General features: G+C 45.1%; 15 protein-coding genes. 7 read left to right on the top strand and 8 right to left on the bottom strand.

Going from position 1 to position 14,781, the window contains the following annotated elements:
- Positions 1–108: 108 nt before the first annotated feature.
- Positions 109–792, bottom strand: a complete 684-nt coding sequence (gene rsmD / locus ACFI6L_RS04950; RefSeq protein WP_462573539.1) for a 16S rRNA (guanine(966)-N(2))-methyltransferase RsmD — start codon at positions 790–792, stop codon at positions 109–111.
- A 66-nt stretch (positions 793–858) separates the two neighbouring features.
- Between rsmD and ftsY the strand changes: the two genes are divergently transcribed.
- From ftsY to ftsX, 3 genes are read left to right on the top strand one after another with little or no spacing between them, the layout of a single operon-like run.
- Entirely contained in the window at positions 859–2,640 is a 1,782-nt protein-coding gene (gene ftsY / locus ACFI6L_RS04945; protein ID WP_462573538.1) for a signal recognition particle-docking protein FtsY, read from the top strand.
- 26 nt (positions 2,641–2,666) lie between these two features.
- A complete protein-coding gene (gene ftsE, locus ACFI6L_RS04940; protein WP_049589056.1) occupies positions 2,667–3,380 on the top strand; it encodes a cell division ATP-binding protein FtsE in 714 nt (237 codons plus the stop codon).
- Positions 3,377–4,357 carry a permease-like cell division protein FtsX gene (ftsX, locus tag ACFI6L_RS04935; RefSeq protein WP_061096014.1) on the top strand — a complete coding sequence of 327 codons (981 nt, stop codon included), beginning with the start codon at positions 3,377–3,379 and terminating at the stop codon, positions 4,355–4,357. Before ftsE ends, ftsX begins: the two co-directional genes overlap by 4 nt.
- A gap of 97 nt (positions 4,358–4,454) precedes the next feature.
- Here the strand turns inward: ftsX and ACFI6L_RS04930 are convergent, their stop codons facing one another.
- Together ACFI6L_RS04930 and ACFI6L_RS04925 are read right to left on the bottom strand one after the other, a co-directional pair.
- Positions 4,455–5,690: an EAL and HDOD domain-containing protein gene (locus ACFI6L_RS04930; protein WP_462573537.1), complete on the bottom strand. Its 1,236-nt coding sequence runs from the start codon at positions 5,688–5,690 to the stop codon at positions 4,455–4,457.
- 196 nt (positions 5,691–5,886) lie between these two features.
- Entirely contained in the window at positions 5,887–7,113 is a 1,227-nt protein-coding gene (locus ACFI6L_RS04925) for an EAL and HDOD domain-containing protein (protein ID WP_239247420.1), read from the bottom strand.
- 604 nt (positions 7,114–7,717) lie between these two features.
- On the opposite strand from ACFI6L_RS04925, the gene rpoH reads away from it, so the two are divergent.
- The gene (gene rpoH, locus ACFI6L_RS04920) at positions 7,718–8,572 is read left to right on the top strand and encodes an RNA polymerase sigma factor RpoH (protein WP_014950987.1); all 855 of its coding nucleotides are present in this window, start codon (positions 7,718–7,720) and stop codon (positions 8,570–8,572) included.
- A 129-nt stretch (positions 8,573–8,701) separates the two neighbouring features.
- Here rpoH and ACFI6L_RS04915 read toward each other — a convergent pair whose 3' ends face one another.
- The 3 genes from ACFI6L_RS04915 to pip form a co-directional block, all read right to left on the bottom strand.
- Entirely contained in the window at positions 8,702–9,616 is a 915-nt protein-coding gene (locus ACFI6L_RS04915; RefSeq protein WP_014950986.1) for a bifunctional GNAT family N-acetyltransferase/hotdog fold thioesterase, read from the bottom strand.
- A 115-nt stretch (positions 9,617–9,731) separates the two neighbouring features.
- Entirely contained in the window at positions 9,732–10,169 is a 438-nt protein-coding gene (gene dtd, locus ACFI6L_RS04910; protein ID WP_456251827.1) for a D-aminoacyl-tRNA deacylase, read from the bottom strand.
- Complete coding sequence (gene pip, locus ACFI6L_RS04905; RefSeq protein ID WP_371342321.1) at positions 10,166–11,143, bottom strand: prolyl aminopeptidase; 978 nt, start codon at positions 11,141–11,143, stop codon at positions 10,166–10,168. The genes dtd and pip overlap by 4 nt, the downstream gene beginning before the upstream one ends.
- Before the next feature lie 188 nt (positions 11,144–11,331).
- Here pip and ACFI6L_RS04900 point away from each other — a divergent pair, with 188 nt between their 5' ends.
- Both ACFI6L_RS04900 and ACFI6L_RS04895 read left to right on the top strand, forming a co-directional pair.
- Positions 11,332–11,574, top strand: a complete 243-nt coding sequence (locus tag ACFI6L_RS04900; RefSeq protein ID WP_014950983.1) for a hypothetical protein — start codon at positions 11,332–11,334, stop codon at positions 11,572–11,574.
- On the top strand, positions 11,571–12,209 hold the full coding sequence (locus ACFI6L_RS04895; RefSeq protein ID WP_014950982.1) for a DUF2959 domain-containing protein: 639 nt from the start codon (positions 11,571–11,573) through the stop codon (positions 12,207–12,209). The genes ACFI6L_RS04900 and ACFI6L_RS04895 overlap by 4 nt, the downstream gene beginning before the upstream one ends.
- Positions 12,210–12,276: 67 nt before the next feature.
- Here the strand turns inward: ACFI6L_RS04895 and ACFI6L_RS04890 are convergent, their stop codons facing one another.
- Together ACFI6L_RS04890 and metF are read right to left on the bottom strand one after the other, a co-directional pair.
- Positions 12,277–13,161 carry a virulence factor BrkB family protein gene (locus ACFI6L_RS04890; protein WP_171337430.1) on the bottom strand — a complete coding sequence of 295 codons (885 nt, stop codon included), beginning with the start codon at positions 13,159–13,161 and terminating at the stop codon, positions 12,277–12,279.
- Between the two features lie 225 nt (positions 13,162–13,386).
- Positions 13,387–14,274 carry a methylenetetrahydrofolate reductase gene (gene metF / locus ACFI6L_RS04885; RefSeq protein WP_171337429.1) on the bottom strand — a complete coding sequence of 296 codons (888 nt, stop codon included), beginning with the start codon at positions 14,272–14,274 and terminating at the stop codon, positions 13,387–13,389.
- Positions 14,275–14,435: 161 nt separating this feature from the next.
- Between metF and metJ the strand changes: the two genes are divergently transcribed.
- Positions 14,436–14,768, top strand: coding sequence for a met regulon transcriptional regulator MetJ (gene metJ / locus ACFI6L_RS04880; protein ID WP_014950979.1), 333 nt, complete (start codon positions 14,436–14,438; stop codon positions 14,766–14,768).
- Positions 14,769–14,781 lie beyond the last annotated feature (13 nt).

Raw genomic sequence — 14,781 nt, 5'->3', positions numbered from 1 at the left:
GGTAAAACGAGCAACAGATCCTTAGCTCTTATGCTCAATAAAAGCCGTGTACTTAGTTAAAGGTCACGGCTTATCTCTCCTCAATTGAGGCACTTCAATCGTTATCAATCAACATATCTCAATTAGCATATAGCGCAGCGCGCTAGTTTGTTTGTCTTTAATAATTTGCCAATGGGCGGGGAGAGCGGGCGTTGTTAGCGCACTTTCGTGCTCTAAATACACCACGCTACCACTATGAACAAGTTTGTTATCTTCTAGCGCAGCCAGCGTAGGTGCTACCAATGATTTCGCAAAAGGCGGATCGACAAAAACAATATCGTAAGGCGCTTGGCTGATGCCTTTTAAAATACCTAGTGCGTCCCCTTGATGAACGGTTGCTGACGCCAGTTCATTTGCTTTTAATAAGGTAAGATTACTTTTAAGCTGGCTTGCTGCCTGTTTATCCAGCTCTATAAAATCACAATGTGCTGCATAGCGAGACAGAGCTTCTAAACCTAGTCCACCAGAACCCGCAAATACATCCAAGCAGCGTGCATCGTTTATGTACGGCATTAACCAGTTAAACAAGGTTTCTTTGTTTCTGTCTGTAGTTGGCCTTAACCCTTCTGCATTTAGTACGGGTAACTTTCTACCACGCCATTGGCCACCGATAATGCGTATTTGCCCAGGACTATTTGTGCTTTGGGTTTTCCCTGATTGTTTCCCTTTTTGGGATGAATAAGATTTTTTTGCAGAAGATGGTGCCCGAGTAGGGCGAGAAACTCGCTTCATAGTGGCTGACAATGGTATCATGCGTTCATACATTAGGCGGCAAGTGTAGCCGAAATTGCTAAGAATTTATAAGGATTTGTCCTAACGATGTCGAAACTTTTTGGCTGGTTCAGTAAGAACAAAAAAGCAGAGAAACAAAAAGCCCAAGCGGAAGAAGAAGCTCGCTTAAAGGCAGAGGCTGAAGCAGAGGCGAAAGCCAAAGCGGAAGAAGAGGCCCGCGCAAAGGCGGAGGCTGAAGCGCAGGCGAAGGCGCAAGCGGAAGAAGAAGCCCGCGCTAAGGCAGAAGCTGAAGCACAGGCGAAGGCTAAAGCGGAAGAAGAGGCCCGCGCTGAGGCAGAGGCTGAAGCAAAGGCGAAGGCACAAGCGGAAGAAGAGGCCCGCGCTAAGGCAGAAGCTGAAGCAAAGGCGAAGGCGCAAGCGGAAGAAGAGGCTCGCGCTAAGGCAGAAGCTGAAGCGCAGGCGAAGGCTAAAGCGGAAGAAGAGGCCCGCGCAAAGGCAGAGGCTGAAGCAAAGGCGAAGGCGCAAGCGGAAGAAGAGGCTCGCGCAAAGGCAGAAGCTGAAGCACAGGCGAAGGCTAAAGCCGAAGAAGAAGCGCGTGCAAAGGCAGAGGCTGAAGCACAGGCGAAGGCGCAAGCGGAAGAAGAGGCTCGCGCTAAGTCAGAAGCTGAAGCGCAGGCGAAGGCTAAAGCGGAAGAAGAAGCGCGTGCAAAGGCAGAGGCTGAAGCGCAGGCGAGGGCGCAAGCGGAAGAAGAAGCGCGTGCAAAGGCAGAGGCTGAAGCACAGGCGAAAGCCCAAGCGGAAGAAGAGGCTCGCGCAAAGGCAGAAGCTGAAGCACAGGCGAAGGCTAAAGCGGAAGAAGAGGCTCGCGCTAAAGCAGAAGCCCAGGCTAAAGCCAAAGCCGAAGAAAAGCCTAAAGAGAAAAAGTCGTTATTTGCACGTTTAAAAGAAAGCCTATCTCGTACAAAAGAAAACCTAGGCAGTGGTATTGTTAGCCTGTTTAAAGGCAAAACCATCGATGACGAGCTGTACGAAGATCTTGAAACACAACTGTTAGTTGCTGACGTGGGCATGGATACTACGCAAAAAATCATCGATCACCTAACCGATAGTGCTTCTCGAAAAGATTTAAAAGATGCCGAAGCCTTGCTGGAGATCATGAAGCAGCAAATGTCTGGCATGTTGTCTCAAGTGAATCAGCCTCTGTCAGAAGTGATGCAGGCCCATGATTCCAGTGAAGGTCCGTTCGTTATCTTAATGGTTGGCGTAAATGGCGTAGGTAAAACCACGACTATTGGTAAGCTGGCTAAGCAGTTCCAGCAAGAAGGTAAGAAAGTGATGCTTGCTGCGGGTGATACCTTTAGAGCGGCGGCGGTTGAACAGCTTCAAGTATGGGGCGAGCGCAACGATATTCCGGTTATCGCACAGCACACTGGCGCTGACAGTGCATCGGTACTTTACGATGCATTAGAAGCAGCGAAGTCGCGCGGCACAGATATCCTTATTGCCGACACGGCAGGGCGCTTGCAAAATAAGAACAACTTGATGGAAGAGCTTAAGAAAGTGGTTCGCGTAATGAAGAAAATTAATCCGAATGCGCCTCACGAAGTTATGCTTACATTGGATGCAGGTACAGGCCAAAACGCCATTAGCCAAGCCAAGTTGTTTAATGAAGCCGTGGGCTTAACAGGCATCACGCTTACCAAGTTAGACGGCACAGCGAAAGGCGGTGTTATATTCTCTATTGCCGATAAGTTCAAAATTCCTATAAGGTATATAGGTGTTGGCGAAAGCATTGATGATTTACGCCAGTTTGACGGACAAGAATTTATTGATGCGTTGTTTAGCGAAATGGACACACCTGAAAGCTAAAACCAGCAAAGCGGTAGGGAAAAATAATGATAAAGTTTGAGCAGGTAAGCAAAACCTATCCGGGCGGACAACGTGCGCTGAGCAAGGTGAATTTTCATATTGCGCCGGGTGAAATGGCCTTTTTAACAGGGCATTCTGGCGCAGGAAAAAGCACGCTACTTAAACTTATCAGCCTAATGGAGCGCCCAACAGTAGGGCGCGTTCTTATTAATGGCCACGACCTTAACGCTATTACCCGTCGAGATATTGCCTATATACGCCGCGATATCGGCATGATCTTCCAAAGTCACCAGCTGCTGATGGACAAGTCGGTTTTTGACAACGTGGCGTTACCGCTAGTCATTGAGGGTTACACCCACAAAGAAATTCGCAAGCGCGTAGAAGCTGCGCTTGAAATGGTAGGGCTAAGAGATAAAGCGCGTTGCCTGCCTATTACGTTGTCTGGTGGTGAGCAGCAGCGAGTGGGGATCGCGCGAGCAGTAGTAAATAAACCCCCGTTACTGCTGGCAGACGAACCGACCGGTAACCTCGACCCCAAGCTTTCCATGGAAATCATTCGCCTTTTTGAAGACTTCAATCAAGCGGGCGTGTCAGTACTTATTGCAACCCATGATTTAGGGCTGATTGCTCGCATGCGTTATCGCACGTTGACCCTCAAAAATGGTCAAATGATCACCGATGGCCTTACTGACGACCTTGATGGCACAAGTTCAGCCAGCAGTGAAGGAGACTGGTCATGAGCATTTTGTTTAAAGGGCGTGCAAAAGGGGCGTCTTCTGCCAAAGTAGGCTTTGTCCAATCTATTGTGATGTTCTTTGTCAGCCATGTGCGCCAAGCGCTGGCGAGTCTTGGAGAGCTGTGGCGTCAGCCGCTGGCATCTTTAATGACTATTGGGGTACTAGGCCTGAGTATTACGCTACCTAGTACGCTTTATATCATGGTGAAAAATACTGAGAAAATTACAGCAGGCTGGGATCAGGCGTCAGAAATATCTCTGTTTTTAAAGCCAGATATCAACGCGGCAAGTTCGCAACAGCTGGTGGCACGATTAAACAGCTGGTCTGAAATAGACAGCGTTGTTTATATTCCAGCGGATGATGCGCTTAAAGAATTTCAGCACTTGTCAGGGTTGGGCGATGCCATCGCCTATCTAGAGAAAAACCCACTGCCTGATGTAGTGCTAGTAACGCCAAACGAAAAACACGCGTCGCCGACGGCAGCGAAAGCACTGCTAGATAAACTGCGACAGCAGCGTGAAGTTGATATAGGTAAACTGGATATCGAATGGTTAGAGCGTTTATATGCCGTTATCGATATTGCCAGAGACTTGGTTACGCTAATAGGATTACTACTTTTCATCGCCGTTGTACTAATTATTGGTAACACCATTCGTCTGAATATTTTGAACAAGTATGACGAAATCGTAGTGATGAAGCTGGTTGGCGCAACCGATGCGTTTATCCATCGCCCGTTTTTATATACAGGCTTCTGGTATGGCCTATTGGGCGGACTAATGGCGTGGTTTGCCGTTATTATCATACTATGGTGGATGGATAGCAGCATCACTACGTTTGCCGCTATGTATCAGAAGGATTTCAACATTACTGGATTAACCGGTTCTGCATTGCTGACTATGCTGGGACTATCGGTGCTGCTCGGTTTACTGGGCTCACTTATCTCTGTGCAGCGTCATGTAAGGGAAATAGAGCCCAAGTAGTCGTAGACGTGAGTATACTTACACGCCTACAGTGCGAAATATATAAGTCACTGTATGACGTTATTGGCGGTAAGTAGGCGTGTTCTTAGTTTTGTACTTAAGCTATCGCACGGGGATAGTGTGAGGAGATAGCGCTGCGCACTCCATTGCCCCAAATGATGGCTTGGTTATACAGCATATGCAGCTGCTTCTGGTCAATATTAAGCACTTTAGCTTGTTTTATGACATTCATCCAAAGGGCGCTTTCAAAGGCGCGAACCAAAGTCATATAGCTGTTCATTTCTAAGTTCTTGCCAAGTAGTGCATCGTTAACCTCATCGGAAAGCGGCAGCTGCTTTACAATGTCTGTCATAGACTGATCAAGTAACCCTTCAAGAAGCGAAAATAAACCAACCAAAAAGGAGATGGGCGGATTATTTCTAAGACCTCTACGCTCAGCAAGTAAGTCGAAAAACTTAGCGCGAACTAAAGACATATGAATGATTTCAAGGGGCTTTTCATCGCCTAAGTTCGTTAAACTTAATAAAGCGATGAATTTCTTAATCTCTACTTCACCCATGTAATTAAGCGCGTGCTTTAGTGATGTAATTTTGTAACGCTTATTAATAGTGGGGTTATTGATAAACTTCAGCAATAAGAAGCTTAAGGTGGCGTCTCGCTCTATAATTTGGCTGATACGGTCTATGTCAAAGTCGCTGCTAGAGCTTTCGCCCATCAAATCAACAATGTTCATTTTAGACGCAGGAAGCTGTCGTAGAATACGTGCTTCCGGTTGCGAGAAAAAATAACCCTGGAAGAAGTCGAAACCCAAATCTACGCACGTTGAAAAATTATCTTGCGTATCAACCTGTTCCGCCACTAATTGCACGTTCGCATCGTGATAGCGCGGAATGTGCTTTTCAATGGTTTCAAAGCGGGTTTTTGTCACATCGACTTTCACAATATCGATAAGAGGAAATATGTCGTGTTTTGAACCCACCATCATGGGATCATCGATAGCTAGCTTAAAGCCAAGTTGCTTTATGTGCTGGCATGCTTCGAATAGTCCGTTGGTGTTGTCGGATGGATCAGCCAGTTCAACCACTACCGACTCAGGGTTAAGCGATGTAGGAAAGCGCGAAATAATTGTATCTGACGAGAACGTGATAAAAGACGTTTTTTCGCCGCTGATATCATCAAGCCCAAGTGGATGGAAGTGCTCAGAAATATACTTAGCTTTCTCTTCGTTATGTTCCGGATAAGCACCAGACTTGCCATCTCTGAACAGAAGCTCATAGGCGAAAACACTTTTGCTTTTATCTAAAATAGGCTGGCGAGCTATAAACGCGAACATAATCTATTCCTGATACAACACGGTTAAGGTTATTTTTATTGTTATATTTAGAGGCTTAGCTAGCGCTACGTCACACGCTAAGGTTAGGTGTTCTTTAATGTGTAATCCAAAAGAACTGACCCTAGTCTATGATATGTAAGCGCAATCTAACAACTATTCAACGATTAATTTCACATCAACTGGCGTAATCGTAGGCTTAGTTGTCGTTCAAAGCGGCCTTATGAATGTGTTTAGCCCACTTTATCGCTTCGTTGTAATAACTATGCAGAAGACTCTGTTTAACACCATACTTTGTTGCGAATTGCTGAATGCCCGTCCATTTAGCTCTTTCAAAGAATTGTGACAGCGTCAGGCAGTTGCGAAGCACACCAGGGCTTCCGCACAGGGCATCTTTAACGTCGTCACTAATTGGAACCTTGCTGACCAAATCGTCAATTCGCTGTTCCATCATGGCATCAAGCAAAGAAAGCAGGCCAATAAGAAAACCTTTTAACGGGTCATCGGCACCTTTAAGCTGGGTGTAGACCAGTTCACAGAACTTTGCGCGAACAAGCGCCATTTGCATTAGCTCAGTAGGCTGACCATCGCTTAGGTTTGCAAGAGCCAGCAATGATATGAACTTCTTCACTTCTACTTCGCCCATAAAGGTTAACGCGTGTTTAAGTGACGTTATTTTATGTCGCTTGTTGACCAGAGGATTGTTGATAAACCGCAGCAGCAAGTAAGTAAGCGAGGGATCTCGTTCAATGATTTTGTTTACTTCATCGAAATTCAGCTTTGCCTGGCTACTTAGCGTAAGTAACTCCATCATGGTTAGGCTGCTGGGCCCTAACTTTCTGTGCCTTACAATTTCGGGTTTAGCTAGAAAGTATCCTTGGAAATAGTCGAAACCCATATCTTTGAATTTATTGAATTCTTCATAGGTCTCAATTTTTTCTGCAACCAACTGTATTTTGTTCGATTTGAAGCGTTCGACAAGGGCGGGAATTTTTTCGTGGGGGATCTCTGTAATGTCAATTTTGACTATGCTGGTAAATGGAATGAATGCTTCCCACTTGCCTTTCATGTCATAGTCGTCAAGAGCAATAGGATAGCCAAGACCTCGAATATGTTTGCAAGCGGCTACCAGCGCATCATCAACGTCAACGGTTTCTACAATCTCAATGACCACTTTGCTTGCATCCAGAGAGGTCGGAAAACGAAACATAAGTGTGTCGCGGTGAAAGTTGATGAAGGCTTTCTTATCTCCGGTTATCTCCTCAATACCTAAGCTTAAATGGGTAGAGGTAAGAATTTTCGAGGTAGCCTCGTCAGGAGGTATATCGGGAAAGCAGTTATCTTCTCCAACACGAAAAAGTAGTTCGTAGGCGTAAACTTCTCTGTTTACATTAAATATGGGCTGTCTAGCGACGTAAGCAAACATCAAGATCCTCTTTGCTTCACTTGCCTTACTCCTTTCCTTAAGTATTTCCCTTCCAGTCTTTTATAATTGTTGTCTGGAAAATGCTGTACAGCGGTTGTAGTGCAAAATCGATTAATTCAATCTATTATTTTCAGTTTCCAGCCAGAAAAGCAAGGTATAAGATGACATATACAAGGTTTATATACTGTATTGACGCGCAGGCACCTTGCTGACTTATCTTAGAGATAGTGGAAATCTTATGTTTCGGATAACTAGCGTGTAATAAATAAGCGTTGGATTTCATACCAGTGAGATTAGGCTTCACTTTGGTATGTGTAATTAAAGTATAATGATGTAGTGGTTAAATGACCGACCCAAAGGCACGATGGCAGAAAGTGCAGCGTGTCATTCGATGTGAAGTCGATAGTCTAGGCTTAGTGTTTGCGGTGAATGCATTCGTAAATGGACCGCAAGCTTTAAAGTTGAACTTTTTTTCTTAATTTAGGTCTTGATATTGTAGAAATAGTCACTATACCTACATATCGGTTAGACTTCATATCTTAATTAGGTCTCGCGCAGCTTCGGTTACTTTGCTAATATGAAGCGGCAATAAATGAGGTGAACAATGAGCAACAATTTGCAATCTATGGCCCTGTCAGTGCCACACAGCGGTAGCATTGAAGGCTACATCCAAGCTGTAAGCAGCATTGATATGCTTAGCGCTGAGGAAGAGCGCGAGTTGGCAGTGCGCCTTCGCGAAGACGAAGACTTACAAGCCGCTCGTAAGCTAGTAATGTCACATCTTCGTTTTGTAGTGCACATTGCAAAATCTTACTCAGGTTATGGCTTACCACAAGCCGACTTAATTCAAGAAGGTAACATCGGTCTGATGAAAGCCGTTAAGCGTTTCGACCCAACGGTGGGCGTACGTTTGGTTTCTTTCGCGGTACATTGGATCAAAGCAGAAATTCATGAGTTTGTACTTAAAAACTGGCGAATAGTGAAAGTTGCGACAACCAAAGCGCAGCGCAAACTATTCTTTAACCTTCGTAAGGCGAAGAAGCGTCTTGGTTGGTTTACTCATGACGAAGTGCAAACAGTAGCGAACGAATTAGGCGTGAGTACAAAAGAAGTGCTTCAAATGGAAGCGCGTATGAGTTCTCAAGACCAAGCGTTCGATTTAACTGCGGACGAAGATGAAACAGGCAATTTTGCGCCAGTTCAGTATTTAGAAGACAAATCTTCAGATGTTGAAACTGACGTAATCAACAACGACTGGGATACAGCGGCGAGCAAGCGCTTGTACTCAGCGATTAAAACGCTAGACGAGCGTAGCCAAGATATCATCGAAACTCGTTGGTTAGCAGACAACAAGATTACTCTGCAAGACTTAGCTGATAAATATCAGGTTTCTGCAGAGCGTGTTCGTCAAATTGAAAAGAACGCGATGAAAAAGCTTCAAGCAGCTATGGTCGCGTAGTACACGCAGTGCATAGCTTACAAATAGCTTAACGACGAAAAAAGCGCCTTAACGGCGCTTTTTTTATGAGTGGATTTTTGTTCTTAATGACGGCTCGTACGAATTAGTGATGATCGCTAATCCGTAACGCTACTCTTCTTCATTTTTAGAGGGAGGAAGTACGTAGAATACCCCTTCAAATTCCGCCACAGGGGTGTCGCCATCTAAAATTGCCACACTCAGCTCAAACCTTGCCTTGTTGTCGTTCTCTAGCGGCTTGAACTTTCCAGACAAGGTTTCAATATTACAGATTGCCCTTGGCTTCATCGTGATGGGTTTATGGTAATGAATATCACCATCGCCCAATACAATGTCACCGTCTAATCCACGCTCTTTAAGCTGCAAGTAAATCATGCCCCAGCCAGTTAGTGTAGCTAAAGAAAAAATACTGCCAGCAAACATAGTGCCGTGAATATTGATGTTTTTGTTTAATGATGCACGGGTTTCAAGCGTGCGGCCTGTGTACTGGTAAAGCTTAATTCCCATGTGCTCGGTAATGGGAATGGTCTCAGACCATGTCTCTTGCAGCGATTTACACCACTTAGGGTGAAGTACCAATGTGTTGTTTTCAGTGAACTTCTTGACCATTTGTTGACGTTTAAGCATGCCTAGCTCATTAGGCGCTTCACGCTCAACTTCAAAGCCACATGCGCTAAAAAAGTCGATAGATATTTCGCGGCTGTTCGTTACAGCGCGCTCGGCGCCCAAGTCTTTCGCAACGTTTTCGAGTGCGGCCATGATCATTTGGCCTAAGCCCTTGCGTTGATGGCCTGGGTGAACCGCAATATGACGAATTTGTGCCTCTTCGGCTGTGTTCAAATGCACACGGCCGCAAGCTACAATTTCGCCATTTCGGTTAGTAATAATACGGTGCTCTGCGACTTGTTCATATTCGTCTTTTTCAGAGCCTGGAGGGAAATTCCATGGCTGGCGTAAGTGTTCCCACCGAAAATGAAAATAGGCTTCAAACTCGGCATCGCTTTTTGGTGTGACTACCTTGTACACAATAAACCGGCCTTCTTAAATGAATGAACGAGTATTTAAACGTAAGAATACATGCGGTACAAGCTTAATTATGTAAGCAAGTTTGGGATGCTGACGAAGCGTACGATTTTACCCGCTAAACGCTAAATTGAAAGGTGACGGGGCCGTCATTAATTAGGCCTACTTGCATATCAGCGCCGAACTCGCCGGTGGCCACCACCATACCTTTATTTTTTAGAGACTGAACGAACTTTTCATAAATGGCTTGGCCGTGTTCTGGCGATGCACCGCGTGAAAAACCAGGACGATTACCTTTCTGCGTATCGGCTACGAGTGTGAACTGAGAGACCACCAGTATTTCGCCTCCCACTTGCTCAACATTTAGGTTCATTTTTCCGTCTTCGTCACTGAACATGCGATATCGACAGAGCTTATTTGCTAACTTCTCTATCTCCGCGTCACCGTCTCCTTTCTCAACACCCAAGAGCACCAGCATGCCTTTACCAATTTCGCCGATAACATTACCGGCAACGGTGACATTGGCTTCCGATACGCGTTGAATTAGTCCTATCACTTTGACGACTCCTGAATAAAGCGAGACATGTCGCGGGTAGCACGGCAGAGCGCGTAACCTATACTAGGCTCGGAAGTACTGTGCCCCGCGTCGGGGATAATTTGTAGCTGACTTTGAGGCCACGCTTTGTGAAGTGCCTCCGCCGCTTCTGTTTTGCAGATCATGTCGTTACGACCATGTACAATTGTTCCAGGAATATGACTTATTTTGCTAATGTTTTCAAGAATATAGTTTTCATCTAGGAAACATTGATTAGATAGGAAATGGCATTCCAATGTGGCTAAACAGGTGACCAGCTGCATAGGGTAATTAGTTGTCGAATCACCCACACCAGGTGGTAGAGTTATACGAGAAAGTCTCTCTTCCCATTGGTACCATCTTTTAAGCGCTGAATGTCTTAGTACATCATTGCTAGAACGCACCATTGCGCTATAGAAATCACACACTGAATTAGAGGTCACAGGCTTAGGCACATCTTTTGTAAATTTCCGGTAATACTCGGGAAATAACTGAGCTGCACAGCCATTTGGCGATAAAAACCAATCCCTGTCTTCCTGTCGAGCTAAAAATACGCCACGTAGAATGAGTCCTGTCACTCGCGGCGTGTACTTTAACGCGTAGAGCAGGGCGAGTGTCGAACCCCACGAACCGCCAAACAAGAGAAATTTTGGAATTGAAAGGTGTGTACGTAATGCTTCGATATCTTCAACATTCGACCATGTGTCGTTATTTAGCGTGTCAGCTATAGGCGTAGAGCGGCCGCAACCACGTTGCTCATAGCCGACAATGCGATACTTATTGCTGTCAAAAAAGCATTTGTAATTAGGGGGTAAGCCTGCACCTGGGCCTCCGTGAATAAAGAGCACGGGGATGCCGTTTGGATTACCACTTTGCTCGAAGTAAAGCGAATGCCCACTTCCCACTTCGATAAATCCATTTTCATAGTAGGTAACATCGGGGTAAAGTCGTTTCATTTTGTTTCTGCGCGTTGTGTGAGTGCCTGTTTTAGTTTAGTTTATTGTTATACAAACGGTTGCGTGCTGACTGCTTCAACGCTGTTTATGCTTGTAAAATAAGCGATAAATCTTAAGTGTATACTATAGAACAAGTGTCATTACGTGCTAGCTAATCATATTATAGTCATAAATGCGAGGATGTTTATATGGCAGGTCAAGGATCGGGCGGTAATGTAATCGCCGCAATTTGTAACTTCTTTATTCCTGGTTTAGGTCATTTGGTTCAAGGCAGAATACTGGGCGCGCTGTTCTATTTCATTACCGTAGGCGTGTGCTATGCCCTGGCTGCGACCGTCGTTCTTGCTATCGTATTCTGGCCATTAGGTGCCATTTTGCATCTAATCAGTATTATAAGCGCAGCGCGCTTTAGAGGTGGAGTAACCGCATGAAGCTACTTGCATCAGCATTTGTTGCTATGCTTGCCCTTAGTGGGTGTCAGTCTGCATATTACGCAGCATGGGAAAAGGTGGGCGTTGAAAAGCGTGATATCTTAGTAGACCGCGTTGAAAACGCGAAAGAATCACAAGAAGACGCTCAAGAGCAGTTTAATTCGGCGCTGGAGGCATTCAGCGCGGCCGTTGCATTTGATGGCGGTGAACTTGAAGATGTTTACAATCGATTAAACGGTCAGTACGAAGATAGTGTTGCCGCCTCGGAAGAAGTGAGTTCACGTATAGACAAGGTGGAAAGTGTAGCTGAGGCTTTATTCGATGAATGGTCTGAAGAGCTAGAGAAGTATGAGAACGCATCGCTGAAGCGAGATAGTGCGGCGAAGCTTCGCGAAACTAAACGTCGTTACGCTTCACTAATGACGGCTATGCGCAAAGCGGAAAGTAAAATGCCGCCGGTATTAAGCGCGCTTCAAGATAATGTGCTGTACTTGAAGCACAATTTAAATGCCAGCGCGATAGGCGCGCTGCAGGGCGAGCTCTCTACTATCGAGAACAACGTCGCTCAGCTTATCAGACAAATGAATTCTGCTATTGCAGAGTCTGATGCGTTTATTTCTTCAATGAAAAACTAGCTTTTAAGCAGTAATATATAGAGAGGGAGCGAGAAGCTCCCTTTTTTATTTTAAACATGTGGGCTAATTATTCTTGAGGGACTTTGCGCGGTTCGTTTTCTGCTTTACGGTTTTCGAAAGCTTCGCCTAGACTGCACGTAAACTCTGCACCAAACAGCACAATTATCCACGACAAATACACCCATAAAAACAGAATAGGCACCACTGCAAGCGCGCCATAAATAAGTTCGTACGAGGGGAAGTTTGTAACATAAAGTGCAAAACCTGACTTAGTAATTTCAAAAGCAATAGTGGCTACAATGGCACCTACGAAAGCATGACGAGCAAACACTCGTCTATTCGGCACCACCATGTATAAAATGGTGAATGCAAGCATGGCTGCACCGCTGGGTACAAGGCTGAGTAAGAAAGTACCAAGACCTGGTGTGTATTCTTCAGTGAACGCCGCTAATCCAGTCAAATAAGAACTGACCACTACACTAGAGCCAATCAACATAGGGCCAAGCGTGATTACCATCCAGTAAATAGCAAAGGTATACACAATAGGTCTGTCACTTTGCGTGCGCCAAATTCTATTTAAGGTTTTATCTACGTTTGATATGAGCATTAACGCAACGACAAGAAGCGACAAAATACCAATGGCACTCATTTGTGAGGCATTGCCCACAAAATCGGTCATGTATTTATGCACCACATCACTGGCGGTAGGTACAAAGTTGCTAAAAACAAAATGCTCTAGCTTACTTCTTACAGACGCGAAGGCAGGAAAAGCCGACATAATGGTAAAGGTCACCATGATAAATGGTACTAAAGATAACAACGTTACATAGGCTAAGTGCCCAGCAGAGATAGTAATATTGTCTTCTCTACAGCGCTTTATGAAGATGCTAAAGAGATCTCTAACCTGAGGAGTAACATTGTTATATAAGGCTTTAACCTTGTCTAAATCCACTCAATTTCTCCTGACGATACCGTGTAAATGGTAAACAGCGCGGTCTTATCTATGCGGACTGTTATAAAGCATCGATAGTTCATTACATGTTATATCAGATGGTAACTGCGGGCGGCCTTGGTGGCAAAGTTTAATGCAGGCTTTATACAACAAAGGCGCATTGACTGCGCCTATTGAGGAGTGCTTCATTCAAAAATGTCAGCACGATCCTGATTGTTGTATGTATTAAGTGCCTGAGCGCACACCTAGCATGTGACAGATGGCGTAGCTTAATTCACTGCGGTTCAACGTATAGAAATGGAAGTGTTTTACCCCTTCTTTAGCCAATACCTTTACCTGATCCATGGCGATGTTAGCACCTATTAGGTTACGTGTGGCTTGGTCGTCGGCATCAAGGCCGTCGAACATTTTGTGTAACCATCCCGGCACATGAACATTTGTGAACCCCGCAAATTTCACCAGTGTTTGGTAGTTGGTTACCGGCAAAATACCCGGAACGATATCTAAGTCGACACCCGCTGCGGCTGCACGGTCTCTAAATCGAAGGTACACACTCGTATCGAAAAAGAACTGGGTTATCGCTTCTGTGGCACCTGCTTCTGCTTTGCGCTTGAGGTTTAGTAAATCAAACTGCGCATTTGGTGCTTCAGGGTGCTTCTCTGGATAGGCAGCAACAGAAATATCAAAATCGGCAACGTCTTTTAGCAAGGCAACAAGATCAGAGGCATACATCTCTGTTTTTTCTACTCCTGGCGGTAAATCGCCACGAAGCGCAACAATACGGCGAATACCTGAGTCCCAGTAGTCTTTTGCAATTTGCTTAAGCTCATCACGGCTAGCATCAACACAGGTCAAGTGAGGAACCGCCGCGACACCGGTTTGCTGCTGAATGCGTTTTACAACGTCGTGGGTTCTGTCACGCTCACCGCTATTCGCGCCGTAGGTTACCGACATGTAGCTTGGCTTTAGTGGCGCGAGACGTTCAACTGACTTCCACAGGGTCTGTTCCATGGCTTCCGTTTTAGGCGGAAAGAATTCAAAAGATACATCAATATCACGCAGTTCCGACAGGGACTGGTTTAATGCATCGATACCTTGTGCGTAAGAAACCATGGCTTTTTCTCTCAAAAATGTATTCTTATAGACGTTTAGACGTCTAAATTAAAGAATATATGTCTAGACGTCAAGAGGTTTACACTGCTCAATTGACCTTTTCGTGAACTTGTTTAGAATTTCTCTTCATAACATAAAAAAGAGTAGACCGAGTTAGTACAATGGCAGAATGGAACGGTAAATATATTCACCCCTACGCAGAGCATGGCAAGAAGAGCGAACAGGTAAAGAAAGTCACTGTCTCTATACCTATTAATGTGCTTAAGGCGCTTACTGATGAGCGTACTCGCCGCCAAATCAATAATTTGCGTCACGCCACTAATTCAGAACTGTTGTGTGAAGCATTTTTGCATGCGTTTACCGGTCAACCATTGCCTAACGATGATGACCTGCGCAAAGACAATCCTAATCGCGTACCGGCTGAAGCAAGACGCATTATGGAAGAAATGGGCATTGATCCAAGCTTCGAAAACGATGTGTCGGAAGACGACTGATATTTGGTATTAA

This window comes from Alteromonas sp. G4i35 (genome assembly GCF_054960375.1).
This window is presented reverse-complemented; position numbering and strand designations above follow the sequence as displayed.